The 17,378-nt window shown below is 35.9% G+C and carries 20 protein-coding genes; 17 read left to right on the top strand and 3 right to left on the bottom strand.

What is annotated here, in order from left to right; translation table 11 throughout:
• Nucleotides 1–4 precede the first annotated feature (4 nt).
• The 10 genes from panB to Y7E_RS0117050 all read left to right on the top strand — a co-directional run bounded on the left by panB (nt 5) and on the right by Y7E_RS0117050 (nt 9,189).
• Complete coding sequence (gene panB, locus Y7E_RS0117095; RefSeq protein WP_017152491.1) at nt 5–841, top strand: 3-methyl-2-oxobutanoate hydroxymethyltransferase; 837 nt, start codon at nt 5–7, stop codon at nt 839–841.
• Nucleotides 841–1,689: a pantoate--beta-alanine ligase gene (gene panC, locus Y7E_RS0117090; RefSeq protein WP_017152490.1), complete on the top strand. Its 849-nt coding sequence runs from the start codon at nt 841–843 to the stop codon at nt 1,687–1,689. The genes panB and panC overlap by 1 nt, the downstream gene beginning before the upstream one ends.
• 13 nt (nt 1,690–1,702) lie before the next feature.
• Nucleotides 1,703–2,086: an aspartate 1-decarboxylase gene (gene panD / locus Y7E_RS0117085; protein WP_017152489.1), complete on the top strand. Its 384-nt coding sequence runs from the start codon at nt 1,703–1,705 to the stop codon at nt 2,084–2,086.
• A gap of 153 nt (nt 2,087–2,239) precedes the next feature.
• On the top strand, nt 2,240–5,032 hold the full coding sequence (dinG, locus tag Y7E_RS0117080; protein ID WP_017152488.1) for an ATP-dependent DNA helicase DinG: 2,793 nt from the start codon (nt 2,240–2,242) through the stop codon (nt 5,030–5,032).
• Nucleotides 5,033–5,288: 256 nt separating this feature from the next.
• Nucleotides 5,289–5,459, top strand: coding sequence for a YpmA family protein (locus tag Y7E_RS31000; protein WP_000412180.1), 171 nt, complete (start codon nt 5,289–5,291; stop codon nt 5,457–5,459).
• A gap of 7 nt (nt 5,460–5,466) precedes the next feature.
• Nucleotides 5,467–5,943 (top strand): cell wall elongation regulator TseB-like domain-containing protein, encoded by a 477-nt coding sequence (locus tag Y7E_RS0117070; RefSeq protein WP_017152487.1) that lies wholly within the window; start codon nt 5,467–5,469, stop codon nt 5,941–5,943.
• A 19-nt stretch (nt 5,944–5,962) separates the two neighbouring features.
• Nucleotides 5,963–7,150 carry an aspartate transaminase AspB gene (gene aspB / locus Y7E_RS0117065; protein ID WP_017152486.1) on the top strand — a complete coding sequence of 396 codons (1,188 nt, stop codon included), beginning with the start codon at nt 5,963–5,965 and terminating at the stop codon, nt 7,148–7,150.
• A 144-nt stretch (nt 7,151–7,294) separates the two neighbouring features.
• On the top strand, nt 7,295–8,002 hold the full coding sequence (gene dnaD, locus Y7E_RS0117060) for a DNA replication protein DnaD (RefSeq protein ID WP_017152485.1): 708 nt from the start codon (nt 7,295–7,297) through the stop codon (nt 8,000–8,002).
• Nucleotides 8,003–8,017: 15 nt separating this feature from the next.
• Nucleotides 8,018–8,665 (top strand): endonuclease III, encoded by a 648-nt coding sequence (nth, locus tag Y7E_RS0117055; RefSeq protein WP_017152484.1) that lies wholly within the window; start codon nt 8,018–8,020, stop codon nt 8,663–8,665.
• A 5-nt stretch (nt 8,666–8,670) separates the two neighbouring features.
• Complete coding sequence (locus tag Y7E_RS0117050) at nt 8,671–9,189, top strand: YpoC family protein (RefSeq protein WP_017152483.1); 519 nt, start codon at nt 8,671–8,673, stop codon at nt 9,187–9,189.
• 23 nt (nt 9,190–9,212) lie between these two features.
• On the opposite strand, the gene Y7E_RS0117045 is transcribed toward Y7E_RS0117050, so the two are convergent.
• Nucleotides 9,213–11,909 carry a PBP1A family penicillin-binding protein gene (locus tag Y7E_RS0117045; protein WP_017152482.1) on the bottom strand — a complete coding sequence of 899 codons (2,697 nt, stop codon included), beginning with the start codon at nt 11,907–11,909 and terminating at the stop codon, nt 9,213–9,215.
• Nucleotides 11,910–11,974: 65 nt separating this feature from the next.
• Nucleotides 11,975–12,577 carry a Holliday junction resolvase RecU gene (gene recU, locus Y7E_RS0117040; protein WP_017152481.1) on the bottom strand — a complete coding sequence of 201 codons (603 nt, stop codon included), beginning with the start codon at nt 12,575–12,577 and terminating at the stop codon, nt 11,975–11,977.
• Between the two features lie 103 nt (nt 12,578–12,680).
• Here recU and Y7E_RS0117035 point away from each other — a divergent pair, with 103 nt between their 5' ends.
• From Y7E_RS0117035 to Y7E_RS0117020, 3 genes are all read left to right on the top strand, one after another.
• Nucleotides 12,681–13,706, top strand: a complete 1,026-nt coding sequence (locus tag Y7E_RS0117035; RefSeq protein ID WP_017152480.1) for a DUF2515 domain-containing protein — start codon at nt 12,681–12,683, stop codon at nt 13,704–13,706.
• Nucleotides 13,707–14,118: 412 nt separating this feature from the next.
• Nucleotides 14,119–14,361: a hypothetical protein gene (locus Y7E_RS0117025; RefSeq protein WP_017152479.1), complete on the top strand. Its 243-nt coding sequence runs from the start codon at nt 14,119–14,121 to the stop codon at nt 14,359–14,361.
• A 33-nt stretch (nt 14,362–14,394) separates the two neighbouring features.
• Nucleotides 14,395–14,721, top strand: coding sequence for a YppE family protein (locus Y7E_RS0117020; protein ID WP_371388868.1), 327 nt, complete (start codon nt 14,395–14,397; stop codon nt 14,719–14,721).
• Nucleotides 14,722–14,744: 23 nt separating this feature from the next.
• Here the strand turns inward: Y7E_RS0117020 and Y7E_RS0117015 are convergent, their stop codons facing one another.
• Entirely contained in the window at nt 14,745–14,936 is a 192-nt protein-coding gene (locus Y7E_RS0117015; protein WP_017152477.1) for a YppF family protein, read from the bottom strand.
• Between the two features lie 176 nt (nt 14,937–15,112).
• On the opposite strand from Y7E_RS0117015, the gene Y7E_RS0117010 reads away from it, so the two are divergent.
• The 4 genes from Y7E_RS0117010 (at nt 15,113) to gpsB (ending at nt 17,294) form a co-directional block, all read left to right on the top strand.
• Entirely contained in the window at nt 15,113–15,613 is a 501-nt protein-coding gene (locus Y7E_RS0117010) for a YppG family protein (RefSeq protein ID WP_017152476.1), read from the top strand.
• A 152-nt stretch (nt 15,614–15,765) separates the two neighbouring features.
• Nucleotides 15,766–16,245: a CotD family spore coat protein gene (locus Y7E_RS0117005; RefSeq protein WP_017152475.1), complete on the top strand. Its 480-nt coding sequence runs from the start codon at nt 15,766–15,768 to the stop codon at nt 16,243–16,245.
• A gap of 61 nt (nt 16,246–16,306) precedes the next feature.
• Nucleotides 16,307–16,861: an SLOG family protein gene (locus Y7E_RS0117000; protein WP_017152474.1), complete on the top strand. Its 555-nt coding sequence runs from the start codon at nt 16,307–16,309 to the stop codon at nt 16,859–16,861.
• Nucleotides 16,862–16,958: 97 nt separating this feature from the next.
• Nucleotides 16,959–17,294, top strand: coding sequence for a cell division regulator GpsB (gene gpsB / locus Y7E_RS0116995; RefSeq protein ID WP_017152473.1), 336 nt, complete (start codon nt 16,959–16,961; stop codon nt 17,292–17,294).
• Nucleotides 17,295–17,378 lie beyond the last annotated feature (84 nt).

The following is a 17,378-nucleotide window of genomic DNA, read 5'->3' as shown; positions in this document are numbered from 1 at the left end:
GTTTTTGAAAACGACAACAGATTTTTTGAAAATGAAAGAGAAAGGTGAGCCAATTACGATGCTTACTGCGTATGATTATCCATCTGCTAAGTTAGCAGAAGAAGCTGAAGTCGATATGATTTTAGTTGGGGATTCTCTTGGGATGGTTGTACTTGGATATAATTCCACAGTTCCTGTAACGGTAGAGGATATGATTCATCATACGAAAGCAGTGCGCCGCGGAGCGAAGGAAACTTTTATTGTAACAGATATGCCGTTTATGTCTTATCATGTATCACTGTCAGAGACGATGCATAATGCACGCCGCATTGTACAAGAGAGCGGAGCGCACGCAGTGAAAGTAGAAGGAGCGGATGAGGTAGTATCAATCATTCACTTCTTAACGAATGCAGGAATTCCTGTTGTATCCCATCTTGGTTTAACACCTCAATCTGTAGGCGTATTAGGTGGCTATAAAGTGCAAGGAAAAGATGCTGAAAGTGCAAAGAAACTGTTAGAAGATGCTAAGAAATGTGAAGAGGCTGGTGCAATGGCAATCGTTTTAGAATGCGTACCAATGCAACTAGCAGAGCTTGTATCACAGCAGCTGACAATCCCTACAATCGGTATTGGTGCAGGTCGTAAAGTAGATGGTCAAGTACTTGTTTATCATGATCTCATTTCGTATGGAGTGAAGCGTGTTCCAAAATTTGTGAAACAATATACGTCAATTCAAGAAGAAATTGTACGCGGAATTTCACAATATGTTGCTGAAGTAAAAGCAGGACAATTTCCAGAAGAGAAACATTCATTCACAATGAAAGAAGAAGAGTGCCTCGCATTATACGGAGGGAAACAGTGATGAAAATTGTAACAACAGTGCAAGAGATGCAGCAAATCGCTAAAGAAATTCGTGCAAGTGATAAAAAAATCGGTTTTGTTCCAACGATGGGATACTTACATGAGGGGCATGCAACTTTATTACGTCAAGCAAGGGAAGAAAATGAAGTCGTTATTTTAAGCGTATTTGTAAATCCATTACAATTTGGACCAAATGAAGATTTAGATCGCTATCCCCGAGACATTGAGAGGGATGAGAAAGTAGCAAAAGAAGCCGGTGTTGATTATTTATTTTATCCGAGCGTAGAAGAAATGTATCCTGCAGAGCAGACAACAAAGGTTGAAGTTGTAAAGCGTACAGACGTATTATGCGGCAAGCAACGACCAGTTCATTTTGCAGGTGTTGCGACTGTATTGATGAAGCTATTTAATATTACAATGCCAACTCGTGCTTACTTTGGTATGAAAGATGCACAGCAAGTAGCTGTTATAGAAGGATTTGTAAGTGATTTTAATATACCGATTACAATTGTACCCGTCGATATCGTAAGGGAAGAGGATGGAGTAGCAAGAAGCTCTCGCAATGTATACTTGTCAGAACAAGAACGTGAGGAAGCACCGCATTTATATCGTAGTTTATGTATAGCGAAAAAACAAATTGAAGAGGGAGAACGTAATCCACAAGTTGTTACAAGCCTAGTGAAAGAATACATTGAAAAACATACAAATGGCATTGTTGACTATGCAGACATATATGCGTATCCAACTTTAACAGAATTAGAAACAATTCGAGGGAGAATTATTCTTGCGATTGCGGTTAAATTTGAGAATGCGCGATTAATTGACAATATAACATTAACGGTTAAATAAGGGGGAGACATCTATGTTTCGCACAATGATGAGAGCAAAGTTACACCGCGCGACCGTAACGGAAGCAAATTTAAATTATGTAGGTAGTATTACTATTGATGAAGATTTAATGGACGCAGTGGAGATTGTAGAAAATGAAAAAGTACAAATTGTAAATAATAATAATGGAGCACGCTTAGAAACGTACGTGATTAAAGGAGAACGTGGTAGCGGCGTTGTTTGTTTAAATGGTGCAGCTGCAAGGCTTGTGCAACCTGGAGATAAAGTGATTATTATTTGTTACGGTCTCGTAGCGGCAGAAGAAGTATATAAACAAGTACCAAAAATTGCGGTGTTAGATGATAACAATCAAATTATTGAAATGTTAGGTGCTGAAAAAGCAGGTACAGTTTTATAAGCAGAAAGGCTATTCCTTATGGGATAGCTTTTTTATTTTGGAACGAAATCATTTCATTTTGTACATCTTTTCATTAAGATGATATAAAACGTGGTATAGTAACAATATATGAATTTTTGTTGTTTGAAAGGGTAAGAAATTGAGGTGTTACATATGAGTAAGCGTTATGTCGTTGTTGATTTAGAAACGACAGGGAACTCCTGGAAAGATGGGAAGGACAGAATTACACAAATTGCAGCTGTTGTAGTAGAAGATGGAGAGATATTGGAAATTTTTTCGTCTTTTGTTAACCCGAAGAGAGAGATTCCCCCATTTATTACAGAACTAACAGGGATTGATGAAAATCTCGTGAAACAAGCCCCGCTATTTTGCGATGTAGCGCCGATGGTAGCCGAACTATTACATGGTGCTTATTTTGTTGCACATAACGTTCACTTTGATTGGAATTTTTTGAAAGAAGAATTAAAACAGGCTGGATATGGAGAAGTAAACTGTCCAAAAATTGATACGGTTGAATTGGCACAAATTTTATTGCCGACAGCTGATAGCTATAAATTGCGTGATTTAGCAAAAAAACATGAATTGGAACATGATCAACCGCATCGTGCGGATAGCGATGCTCTTGTGACAGCAGAATTATTTTTACAATTTCTAAATCAATTAGAAAAACTACCGCTTGTCACATTACAATCTTTATATGAGCTAAGCGATGTATTCCAAAGTGATATAGCGAATATCATTTCAGAAAATATTTTAAATAAAGTGATGCTTGGTACAGAAGGTGCAGAGGAATATGAAGTATATCGAAATATTGCGCTTCGAAAACGAAATTATTCATTAGTAATTGGTGATGATTGTTCATCTAAATTTGATGCATTTTTACACAAGTCAATGGAGCAACTTGAGCTAAAGATGCCAACTTTTGAAAAAAGAGAAAGTCAACAGCGAATGATGAAGGAAATATATACAGCGTTAAGAGATTCTCGTTTTTCATTAATTGAAGCAGGAACAGGTACAGGGAAGACACTGGCTTATTTGCTTCCAAGTATTTATTTTGCAAAGAAAAAAGAAGAGACGGTTGTTATTAGTACGCAAACAGTACAGCTACAACAACAAATGATTGAAAATGAAATTCCTTTATTGCAAAGTATATTACCATTTCCATTCGAAGTGGCTCTCTTAAAAGGAAGAAAACACTACCTTTGCTTACATAAATTTGAATATGCATTGCAAGAAGAAGAGAAGAACTATGATGCTGCGCTTACGAAAGCAAAAATTTTAGTATGGTTACTGCAAACGGAGACTGGCGATCGTGACGAGCTGAATATTCCAGAAGGCGGGAAGTTACTGTGGGATCGTATTTGTAGTGATACATATAGCCCAGGTGGCATGCAAAGCAACTGGTTTAGCCGCTGTTTTTATCAACGGGCAAAAAATAAAGCGTTATTTGCAGATATTGTTATTACAAATCATGCATTACTATTTCAAGACTTTGTTAGTGAAGATCCACTTTTAGCATCATGTGAACATATTATTTTTGATGAAGCTCATCACATTGAAGAAACAGCGACTAGGACACTTGGAGAGCAGTTTTCATGCATGTACTTTCAATTGATTTTATCGCGCTTTGGTACGTTAGAAACGGATGATCTGCTATCGAAGGTGTATGAATTAATGAAAAAATCACAAATTTCATCGCGTTCAACTTTTCGAATGGTGAGTCATAGGCTGAAGGAAATCAAATTCGATGCGGATGAATTATTTCAAATGTTACGTACATTTATATTTCAGCAAACAAAGCAAGAACAAGGGGCAAATAATATGCCGCTTATTTATCGATATAACGCGGATCAAGAGGATGGAAAGCTATGGAGAAGTATAGTCGAGTTAACAAATCGCTTTGTATACGAATTGAGAAAAATACTTACTGTGCTAGAGCAACAGGGGGATTTATTACAAAGTAAAATCGAATGGGAGATGCATGTTGTTACAGGTGAATTTTTGCATCTGATTGAATTATTGCGCAAAATGGTCGATTCATTGCAGCTGCTTATATTAGAAAAAACAGCGTATGTGACATGGATGGAAACGGAAACGAAAGGTACAATTCATTCTACTGTGCTATATGCACAACCTGTCCATATAGGAGAAAGATTTGCGGATGAGTTTTTAACAAAAAAGCGAAGCGTTATTTTTACTTCGGCGACGTTAACTGTTAATAATACATTTGATTATATGCAGGAACAACTTGGATTACATGACTTTGCACCAGATACATTAACAGTTCCATCGCCGTTTCGTTATGAGGAACAAGTAAAGTTAATGGTTCCTACTGATGTTCCGCTTATTAAGCAAGTAAGCGAGGATGTGTATATAAGGGAAATATCACATCATATTATGAAGATTGCTAAAGCAACAAATGGGCGAATGCTCGTTTTATTTACATCCTATGAAATGTTAAAGGAAACATATACACACTTAAAACAAGCAGATGAATTAGAGGGATTTGTATTACTAACACAAAGTGTTCATAATCGTAGTCGGAGTCGTTTAGTTCGGAAATTTCAAGAGTTTGATAAAGCTATTTTGTTAGGAACAAGTAGTTTCTGGGAAGGTATTGATATTCCTGGAGATGCATTAAGCTGTCTCGTTATTGTTCGGTTACCATTTACACCGCCTCATCAGCCGATGCTGGAAGCCAAAAGTGAATGGCTGAAAAATAAAGGAGAAGATGTATTTACAAAGCTGGCACTTCCGCAAGCGATTCTTCGCTTTAAGCAAGGGTTTGGTCGATTAATTCGTACAATGACGGATACTGGAACGGTGTTTGTGTTAGATCGTCGTTTAACCAACTCTTTCTACGGAAAAAGATTTATGCAGTCTATTCCAAATGTTCCTCTTTATGAAGGACCGTTAGAAGAACTGTTGGATCACTTAGAAGAATAAAACGGAAAAAGTGAGTGAGAAAAAATATGCCTGAAGTACGACGTACTTCAGGCATGAAATGTGGGTAGGAGGAAATTTATTTTTTCTTACTTCTTGTATACAAATGTTTCGGTTTTCAATTTGAAACCTTTTTTTGCTGAACATGTCCTGCTATAATAGATGGGTGATGAAGCAGGGGTTGTAAAGAATGTACTCTTATTGTAACCGCATTGCGTTCTTCTATAATTAGAAATTTTTGTGTAACGGAGGAGTTTTCATGGAGAAGAAAATCGAAGTGCTATCAACGACGCGTATTAAATATTCGTCTGACTTATATAAAATTGTTGATAGTTTGAACCGCACTTTAAAAGAACAGGACCTCATGTTCGGGTTGGCATTAGACGAAAACGAAAAAGAAACAGCAGTATTTACGATATACAGAACGTAGTGATACAATGAAAAAGTGGATCTTTGCCATCATTATCGTTATCGTTGCCATTGTATTATATGGGGTGCATGTTTATAATGCGACAATGGAAAAGAAAATTCCGAAAGAGTCAAAAGTTGTAGAAATTGCAAAAGAAAAAGCAAAGCTTACAAAGGTAAAAACTGTTGATTATTATAACGGAAAATCTTCATATGCAGTCGTACAAGGTGTAGATGAAAAAGGAGAACAAATCATTGTTTGGGTACCTGAGAAAAAAGGGAATGTTCTAGTACGTAAAAAGAACGAGGGCATTTCTGAAAAGAAAGCCTTACAAATTGTGGCTGGGGAACGCAAGCCAAAAGAATTGGTAAAGGTAAAATTAGGTGCTGAAAACGATGTTCCGTTGTGGGAAATTACATATATTGATCAAGAAGATCGTTATACGTATTATTATCTAGAATTTCAAGATGGGAAATATGCTGGATATTACAGCATTGAAAAATAGATACAGGGGGAAACCACAAATGAAATTAGCAAAGCGAGTAGCTGCTTTAACACCGTCTTCAACTTTAGAAATTACAGCAAAGGCACAAGCATTAAAAGCTGAAGGCCATGATGTAATTGGATTAGGGGCAGGAGAGCCTGACTTTAATACGCCAGAGCATATTATGGATGCTGCACATCAAGCAATGTTAGAAGGACATACGAAATATACACCAACTGGTGGATTAGCAACATTAAAACAAGAAATTGCGAAGAAATTTACTCGCGATCAAGGATTAGCGTATGATGGGGCTGAAATTATTGTATGTAATGGTGCGAAGCATGCACTTTATACATTATTCCAAGTGTTACTTGATGAAGGAGATGAAGTTATTATTCCAACTCCTTATTGGGTAAGTTATCCTGAGCAAGTAAAGCTTGCTGGTGGTAAGCCAGTTTATGTAGAAGGCTTAGAAGACAACCAGTATAAAATTACGCCAGAGCAGCTACGCGGAGCAATTACGGAGAACACGAAAGCTGTTATTATTAATTCACCGAGCAATCCAACAGGGATGATTTACAGCAAAGAAGAATTACAACAGCTTGGGGAAGTATGTCTAGAACACGACATTTTAATCGTTTCTGATGAAATTTATGAGAAATTAGTTTATGGTGGCGTGGAATATACTTCAATTGCTCAGCTTTCTAATGCATTAAAAGAACAAACTCTTATTATTAATGGTGTATCTAAATCACATTCTATGACAGGATGGCGCATTGGCTATGCAGCAGGAAATAAGCAGCTTATTAAAGCGATGACGAACTTAGCGAGTCATAGTACGTCAAACCCTACTTCAATTGCTCAATACGGTGCAATTGCTGCATATGCGGGGTCACAAGAGCCTGTAGAAATGATGCGTCAAGCATTCGAAGAACGATTAAACATTATTTATGATAAATTAATTCAAATTCCTGGTTTCACTTGTATTAAACCACAAGGTGCGTTTTATTTATTCCCGAACGTAAAAGAAGCTGTAGCATTAGCCGGATACGAAACAGTTGATGAATGGGCAAAAGCGTTGTTAGAAGAAGAGAAAGTAGCTCTTGTTCCAGGAACAGGATTTGGTGCTCCAAACAATGCTCGTTTATCCTATGCGACATCTCTTGAACAATTAGAGAAAGCGTTAGAGCGAATTAATACGTTTATGAGAAGTAAAGTACAGGCTTAAAAAGCTAATTGCTTTCATTTTTACCACGTAAGTTACTTTGAACAAATGAAGATGACCTCCCTATCTATAGGGAGGTTTTTTGACGAATTGTGGTAAAAGGAAATCATAATAGGTGTGTTATACTAGAGAGCGAGGTGTATGGTCATGAAGAAAAAAATGATGTTACAATGGTTTGAACAAGGCAGCATCGCAATTCCAAAATTGCTTATGATGCATTATAAAAAATTAGGCTTAAATGAGATGGAATTTATGGTTGTACTCCATGTGCATACTTTTCTAGAATCGGGCAATTCTTTTCCAACTCCTTCAGAAATTGCAGAACGAATGACAATATCAGAAATGAAATGTATGGAGATCATTCAAGTTTTAATTCAAAAAGGCTTTTTAGCATTAGAAGGTAGTCAAAAATCTGAAGCGATGATGTGCGAAAGTTATTCATTACAACCACTTTGGGAAAAAATCTTGCATTTTTTAATGAATGAAACAATAGAAGAAGAGAAAGAAGAACAAAAGAAACTTCAAGTAAATTTATATACAATTTTTGAACGGGAATTTGGGAGACCATTATCGCCTTTTGAATGTGAAACATTAGCGATGTGGCAAGATCAAGATCAACATCATCCGAATTTAATTCAAGCAGCTCTTCGAGAATCTGTAATGAGTGGGAAACTTAATTTTCGATATATTGATCGTATTCTCTTTGAGTGGAAAAAGAATGGAATTAAGACGGTTGATCAAGCGCAAGATCAAGGACGGAAATTTAGGGCAAATCAACAACGCTCGCAGCAGATAACAAAACAAGAGACAAAATATACAGGGAAAGTGCCCTTTTATAATTGGTTAGAGCAGTGATATAGGAGGAAAGGTATGTTAAACAAGACACAAATTCGTTATTGTTTAGATACAATGGCAGAAATGTATCCAGAAGCACATTGTGAATTAAATCATGACAATCCATTTGAACTTGTAATTGCGGTTGCATTATCTGCACAATGTACAGATGTCCTTGTAAATAAAGTAACGAAAAGTTTATTTCAAAAATATAAGACACCTGAAGATTATTTAAATGTGTCTTTAGAAGAGTTGCAACAAGATATTCGTTCAATTGGATTGTACCGAAACAAAGCGAAAAATATTCAAAAGTTATGTCGAATGTTGCTTGAAGACTATAATGGAGAGGTACCACAAGATCGTGATGAATTAACAAAACTACCAGGAGTCGGTAGAAAAACTGCAAATGTAGTTGTTTCTGTAGCATTTGGCATCCCAGCTATCGCTGTTGATACACATGTGGAACGGGTAAGTAAACGCTTGGCTTTTTGCCGTTGGAAAGATTCCGTTCTAGAGGTAGAGAAAACATTAATGAAGAAAGTGCCAATGGAAGAGTGGGGAGTTACGCATCACCGGCTGATTTTCTTTGGACGTTATCATTGTAAAGCACAGCGGCCGCAATGTGAAGAATGTCGGCTACTAGAAGTGTGCCGCGAAGGCAAGAAGAGAATGAAGGGGAAGTAAAAAAGATGGAACAAGTCGTACAAATACCGGATGAGTTTCGATGTATTCCCTTTTTTGAAGGGGATATAGACAAGATTATATATCATACAGATCAATCTTTTGTACAATTGTTAGAAGGCCATTATTTCTTATTTGATATAGAAAAACAATATGAGCCATGGAATGAAATAGAAATGAGTATTCCGGCTGTATTAGATATATGGAAAGACAAAAAAGAGGATATCTCGATATTTTTTCGGAATCGAAAGCGAAAAGAAGCAAGAAAGCCAATGATTCACTTTGCAGCTCATTTATTATCGATTTTATATTGGTTAAATGGACAACCAGTATCAGGGTTAAAGGATATTAAAAACAATATTGATGAGCTACAGATAAAACCGATTAACTTTATGGAACGTTATTCATTTATTATAGAGCAACCAAATCATTATCATTCCTATATTCAATTGGCACAGTTGTATGTAGAAATAGAAAAGCTGTATGCAAAAAAAATTATCATAAAAAAGAAGTCACCGTCTCGATAGAGAAAGGTGACTTCTTTTTTATATTATGATATTGGATTAACATTTTCTGTTGGAGGAACATCTCCACCTGCTGGCTGGTCTGGTTGATCTGGTTTTTGTTTGTTGGCTTCTTCCTCAGCCTCTTTCTTAGCTTCTTCTTCAGCCTTTTTCTTAGCTTCTTCTTCAGCCTTTTTCTTAGCTTCTTCTTCAGCTTTTTTCTGGGCCTCTTCTAATTTTTTCTGTTCATCTTGTTGCTTTTTAGCTTCGTCCTCAGCTTTCTTCTGGGCTTCTTCTAATTTTTTCTGTTCATCTTGCTGCTTTTTAGCTTCGTCCTCAGCTTTTTTCTGGGCTTCTTCTAATTTTTTCTGTTCATCTTGTTTTTTCTTAGCCTCTTCTTCAGCCTTTTTCTTCGCTTCGTCCTCAGCTTTCTTCTTCGCTTCTTCGCTCTCACCAGGAACAGTGAAGGATACGCCAGCCGCATTACTTGTACCTGTTCCTTTTTTCGCTACTACTGAGAAGCTGTAAGTTACACCTGGTTTCACACCGCCTAGTGTAGCACTTGTACCGCTCACGGATAGGCTACCACTAGAACCATCGTTTGCTTTATAACTTGCAGTGTAGGCGGAAGCATCTGAAGGACCAGACCAGCTTAGTGTAATCGTATTAGAGGCCGCATCATAGGATGGTGTTACACCAGTTGGTGGATCTACTTTGATTTGCTTAACAGCATCCTTTTTCGTACCTTTTACATAGAGTTCTTCATTTAAACGTTCTACAGAAGAAGGCTGTTCAAAACGAGATCTATCTGTAGCAAATTTACTCATCATTACTTTAAACATTTGTTGAGCGATTCTTGTTGATTTATCGCCTATATAGTTTTCGGAGCTATCTTTTTCATAACCTGTCCATACAGCCATTGTATATTGTGGTGTATATCCTGCAAACCAACTATCTCTGTTGGCATCCGCTGGGATATCGTATTTTTTTATTACTGACGCATCGTAGTTTTGGGTTCCTGTTTTACCAGCAACATCGAATCCTGGAACATATGCTGTTGGACCTGTTCCACCAGAACCTGGTTTTACAACATCACGAAGAATATCAGTAATCATGTATGCTGTGTAATCTTTCATTACTCGCTTTTCTTTTGGTTTAAAGTCTTTCTCTTTTCCATCAGGAAAGACAACTTTTGTTACGAAATGAGGTTTATTGTAAACACCATCATTACCAAATGCTGCATATGCGCCGGCTACATCTAATGGAGAACTGTCATTACTACCAATTGCAGTTGACTCATATACTTCACCATTCTTGAATGTCATACCAAGTCCTTCGGCAAATTCTTTTGATTTATTTAAGCCGACTGCTTGAGCGGTTTTTAAAGCAGGAATATTTAAAGATTTCTTCAATGCTTCACGCATGGAAACGTCACCTTTATAACTGTTTGTAGCGTTTCGAATCTTTTTACCGTTTGAGTATGTATATTCTGAGTCGTTTAACTGATGATATGTTGACCACTGCATATACTCAATAGCTGGACCGTAATCAAAAATTGGCTTCATTGTAGAACCAACTTGTCGTTTTAAATCAATGGCCATATTATGTCCTTTAAATGTTGTTTTGCTTTCTTTACGTCCTGCACCAATTGCACGGACTTCACCATTTGTTGTATCCATAAATACGAAAGAGCCTTGGAATTGATCGTTTGGATAGCTAATAATGTCACCATCCATTATATTTTCAGCATATTCTTGCGCTTTTGTATCAAGTGTTGTATAAATCTGTAATCCGTCAGATCCAATATTTACATCTGGCATTTCTTTCTCGATTTCTTTTACAACTGCGTCTAAAAAGGCTTGATAAGGCATTTCGGTTACTTCTTTAGATGGAAGAAGTCCTTCTGTTACAGGGATTTTTATTGCTTCATCCATTTCTTGTTTTGAAATAAAGCCATGTCGATTCATTAATGTTAATACAACGTTACGACGTTTTGTTGCTCGATCAATATTTTCTTTTTTTGTCGGATCGTAAATATTTGGACCTTGTGGTAAGCCCGCGAGCATTGCTGCTTCGTGTAATTTTAGATCCTTTAACTCTTTTCCATAATAGTTGCTTGCTGCTGTTGCAACCCCATAAGAGCGATTACCAAGGTTGATTTTGTTTAAGTACATTTCTAAAATTTCATGTTTGGAATATTGTTGCTCCAATTTATAAGCTAAATACCATTCCTGTACTTTACGTTTTGATGTTTTTTCCATCGTTAGAAAATAGTTTTTAATTACCTGTTGGGTAATTGTACTACCACCTTGAGAACCAAAACCATCTGTAACATTTTCAAGAATTGCTTTTCCTGTACGTTTAAAGTCGATTCCATTATGTTGATAGAATCGAGCATCTTCGGTCGCTAGGAATGCACTTTCTACCACTTTTGGAACTTGATCGTAAGTGATATTCGTTCGCTTTTCGGCACCATATTCATAAAAGAAGTTCTTGTCTTTATCATAAAATTTAGTTGATAGCGGATTGACAAGTTTTGCTTTATCTAGCTTTGGAGCATCTTTTACCATTACAAAAAAAGCGGAAACCCCAGCTATAAGACCAACAGTGCCAAGAAGTAGGCAACCAATTAAAAATTTCTTGAAAAAGGAACCTTTTTTCTTTGGTTTCTCCGTTTGTTTTTTTTCTTGTTGTTGATGTTGTGCATGTTTTCGTTCTGTACGAGAACGATAATTTTCTGACATTATACTTTCTCCTACCTTTCATTTTCTCCCCAAAAGTCGAAAAAAGAGCCTTATTGTTGACTCTATCACGAAAAATAAGCCATGTCTAGTACACGAATATAATCAATTCGAGGGTGATAACCGCATGATAACAAGTATCCATGCTCTTCGATTTCTTGTTTCTTAATCGATTTGCGTCCACCAGCATCTTGGCGATTCCAAAATGAAATGACATGTTTTGCATCGAGTAAATAAAATTCATCATAAAGCGTAAATTTAATAATAACAAATGCAATTCCATTATGAGCTATTACTTGTTCCATATGCTTAATTTGATGAAGATGAAAATTTTGCAGTGGAAAACTTGTTTTATTTTTTGTTTCTTTCGCTTCGAAGTCAATGTATTTTCCTTTGTATACACCGTTGTAGTCCGTTGTAGAAGGCTGTTTAAAATAAGCTTCTTTCACAACTGCAGCACTTCGAGCGGGGTAATCCACTTTTACAATTTGAAGAGGGGTGGGTTTTTTATGTACGCATGCAATATTATGGGCTAAATAATATTGATTTGTTTCATTTAGTTCCTCTTCAAGAGACATACCTCTATTGCCATAAGTATGTTTTTTAAATTGTGTTTTTTGAGGTTGTAATGCTTGATTATACCTTTTTCCGTTTGGATAACGAATGGTCATAGTTTGTCCACTCCAACTTATCTAGAATTACTTACAAAGGTGATTATATCAAAAAAAACAAAAAAGATGCGATTTTTTTCAAGAGAGATGTGGTGATTCATGTATGCTTATGCAGAATGAGTACGAGGAAATAAATAGAGAGCGCAGTGGGGTTTCTTGTACAATAGAAGAGAAACACTTAATAGCGCATATTAAACAGCAGACAGCTCTAGCAAATATAGATAATATTTCACGTACACATACTTATCAAGAATATTACTTGAGAAATAAAGAAATCCAGTGGTCATTTTTGGCGAGTATGGTTTCGAGAAATTCTGGGTGGAATATGACAGATTTAGCAGGAAGATACTATCAGAATATTTTATCTGAAAGAATGAGAAAGCAACTCTTCCTTACTTATGAAAGTGCAAATTGGCTTATTTTTTCAGATGCATACCCACAATTGTTGTTATACGAGTACAGTAAGAAAATGACTAGACCCCTTTTTCATTTATTACAGTTTTTTAACGTATCTATTTTTATGGAGAAGGAATGGAAAGATTTTTGGAATAAAAGAGATCTCACACGTCTTATTACAGCACTTATTATTAATGAACAAAATAAGATTCAAAAACCGATTATTGAACACCCATATTTTCAAAAACACGTATTTCAAACCTTACCGTTTAAATTTCAAGAACTCTTTCATTTTAATGCTGTAATTTTCCCGACAACAAAAGGGAACCTGTATGGCTTTTCGGTTTATCAATTTGAAAAGCTACAAAAACGTATAGAACTGGGGAAAAATTTGGCGTGGTTATTATTTCATCCTGAATATGAAGGGTTATTTTATGATTTTTCCTTGCGAACATTCCCTACAGGGTCAAGAATGGATTACGAGCAGTATTTTACAATTCCAAAAGAGAAAGATACACCGCGGTTAAGGGATGCTTTTTCAATTGTTCTGCATCAAAATAGCTTAGAGAAAGATTGGTTTCATAAAAAAACGGATACTGAGGCGTTGTTTTTGTTCGAGGAACCGAAAGAAGAAGTTGATATTACAGAATGGTTTCTACAAAAACAACATCAAGTGCATATTTATTCCACATTGAATCGCTTTTTTCAAAAGAGTAATGACTTCATGATATAATAAGAAAATGTCCCGCCCTTTTATAGGAAGGCGGGACTAATTGATTACATGAATGAATCGACGTTTTTTATACAGTTTCAATTGAAATGTAAGAGAAATTAAGGAAGCTAGGTGAGAAGGGAAGACCTCCACCGATTAAAGTTTCACTTTATGTAGCAGGAAAATTCGGACCATCTAGCTTCGGATTTCCAGTTTCAGGTTTATTTTGTTGTTTGTTTTGTTTTTTCTTTTTCTCGTTTTTATTTTTAGCCATGGTAAACACCTCCCTTTTGTATTGTTACCATTTCTATAAAACTCATACAAACCGATTTCTTTGCCGAATATCAACTAGTTTTGTCAGTCATGCAGGAGTGATAAGTGAATCGTCGAAATAACATGACAAAGGAAAAGCAAAGAAGGAGGCGTTTTATAAATGGCGATGGTTCAGAAGGAAAATGTAATGAAAAAAATGGATCAAATGTTAAGTGCTCTTGATTTGCTGGAAATGAATGTTTCACTTAGAGTTAATCATTCTTTAAAAGATAAACGTGAAAATATATGCAATAAAGTAGAAATAACAGAAATGTACATTCAACATATGGAGGATAAATTATTACATCACGAAGAAAAAGGAAGTTGGCTCCAAACGTTTCAAAACGTCATAGTAAGCGCGTAAGAGGGTGGAAATAAATTGGATTATGGAACATTAATGCAGTCTTCAATAAAATTAATACAGTACAATGATGAAACAATTATAAAAAAAAGAGAAGAGAAAGAGTTTGATTTTTATCAAGATATGAAGCCTTTTGTGGATATGGTTGATCAGGAGTTAGAAGTGTGGAAAGAATTAGCTTATCAATGGATAAAGCATGAGAAACCTAAGTATATACATGTGCAACAAATTGACCAAGTATATGAAAATTTACAAAATAATGCACTGCAATGTTTTGTAAATAAGGGAAAAGGTAAGCGATTTTATGAAACACATCAGGCGATTTTATATACGTTGCAAAATATAGTAGAACAATGTAAGTGACAAGAGGGGAAACCCTCTTGTTTTTATGATTCTACAGTTGTATGTGTGGGTTTTGCCCCATTTATTTCTAATTCACGTATTAATACCCGATATTCTGAGAGGCAGATTTTCCCTTCTAAATAGTGATGTCTAGCAAAGTCAAGCAACTCATTCATATCCTTTGTAGAGTAACCCTTTTTTTGAGCGAAAGCTTGTTTTAAATCCCCTAATATCATGTTGATTCCTCCCCCATGAGAATCTTCTTCTCTACTATCGTAACATGAAAAGGTTTACTTTCTAATTTTTTTAAAAATTTAAACTTCCGACAAAAACAGACATTTATAAGGTTACACATTTTATTTTATAGGTACATATTCTATATGTAGAAACTTAGTTAGAGGGGGGAGAATGCATGTTTCAGCAATCTAATGTATATCAGCACATAAACTCTTACACACAACCAGATTTTTATCAATATAATGAAGATCCGTATTTACGCTATAATATGCACCCATTTACACCTTATTATGGAAATCAAATGAATTATTATCAGCCATTTGAAGTATCCTTTATGAATCAGCAACCACAGTCTTATATGAATCAACAATCTTATGCACCACAGCAACCACAGTCTTATATGAATCAACAATCTTATGCACCACAGCAACCACAATCCTTTATGAATCAGCCGTCAATGTTTTACCCACCGAAACAGCCTTTTCAACCGTATCCAACGATGAACAAACAAAAGCAACAGCCAAGTCAATTTTCTAGTTTCGTATCTCAATTTAAGACGGCAGATGGTAACTACGATGTGAATAAAATGATGAATACAGCTGGTCAAATGATGAATGCGATGAATCAAGTCACTGGGATTGTAAAACAAGTTGGAGGCTTTTTTGCTAAAGGATGATAGTTGTGTGTCCAAGTTATCATATTTAAGTGGCTATCATATAGACGAATTTCCATTAAATAAATAGGTATATATAACAAGCGGCTTTTACTCCTTTCTCATATTGTAAAGTGTAGTCAGATTTTTTTAATGAGAGAGGAGAGAAAAAAACTATGCATCCTTGTCATCCTTGTTTTGGGGGACATAAGCCTGTTGGACCTGTTTGCACAACGCCTCCTGTCGTTCATCCGACAAAGCAATGTGTAACACATACTTTTTCCACAACGGTGGTACCGCATATTCACCCAACTCATACAACGCATGTTCACCATCAACAAATTAAAAATCAACATTTATTCCCACAAACGACTTCAAATGTGAATGTTGTAGACCCTGTTGATCCAGGATTCGGCGGACCTGGTGGACCTGGTGGAGTCGGTGGAGTTGGCGGATTCGGCGGACCTGGCGGACCTGGTGGATTCGGTGGATTCGGTGGACCTGGCGGAGTCGGTGGATTTGGCGGATTTGGCGGAGCTTGTGGACCATGTGGCCATGGCCCGCAAGTATCTCCATTCGGACCAAATGTAGGACCAAATGTGAGCCCATTCGGACCAAATGTAGGACCAAACGTTGGTGGAATGTTTAAAAAGTAAATGTTATGTTAGAACTAGCAAATTGCTAGTTCTTTTCTTTTGAAAAAAATGGAGTGTTGATATGAAAGTTGTAGCTATAACAGGTTATAAACCATTTGAACTTGGGATTTTCAAAAATGATCACCCGGGTGTTTCGTGTATAAAAAAAGCAGTGCGTCGTAAATTACTTTCTTTTATTGAGGAAGGATTAGAATGGGTTATCATAAGTGGACAACTTGGGGTAGAGTTGTGGGCAGCTGAAGTAGTTTTTGATTTGCAGCTAGAATACCCTGATTTAAAACTTGCTGTGTTTACTCCTTTTCTAGAACAAGAGGAAAATTGGAAAGAAGGAAATCGAGAACTGTATGAGTTTATTCTAGGACAAGCAGATCATGTTGATAGCATTACAAAAAGAAAATATGAAAGTCCAGAACAGTTTCGATTAAAAAATCAATTTTTTATTGAAAAAAGTGATGCACTTTTAGCTGTATATGATGAAGAAAAACCAGGAAGTCCTAAATACATAGTAGAAGTAGCAAAGAAAAAAGGAGAAATAGAAAATTATCACAGTTATTTCATTCTTTTTTCTGATTTACAAGATATAATAGAAGAGGAACAGTGGAATAATGCTGAGTAATATGTAATATAGCTCACGTATATATGATTGACAAAAGACAATGTTTCTGAAAAAATTTAGTTAATGAAAGTTTTGGTAAAAATTTGAGGTGAAGAAAATGATTTCGGAAAAAATTAAATTAACAGCGAAAGATATTTTGGAAAAAGAATTTAAAACGGGTATGAGAGGTTATCAGCAAGAAGAAGTAGATAAGTTTCTTGACATGATTATTAAAGATTATGAAGCATTTCATAAGGAACTTGAGCAATTACAACAACAAAACGCTCGTTTGAAACGTGAATTAGAAGAACAGAAGTTAGTTAAAGCACAAGCTCCGCAACAACCAGCTCCAACACCGGTTGCACAACCTGTATACAACAATACGAATACGGATATTTTAAAACGTTTATCTAATCTAGAAAAAGCTGTATTTGGAAGTAAGTTATACGAGTAATTTAGGGATAGAAAAAGATTGAAGCATTTTATATATAAAAAAGCATTGCAAAATCTTTTTGTTTCCACTATACTAATGTTTGTC

Source organism: Bacillus bingmayongensis (assembly GCF_000299035.1).
Taxonomy (GTDB): domain Bacteria; phylum Bacillota; class Bacilli; order Bacillales; family Bacillaceae_G; genus Bacillus_A; species Bacillus_A bingmayongensis.
This window is presented reverse-complemented; position numbering and strand designations above follow the sequence as displayed.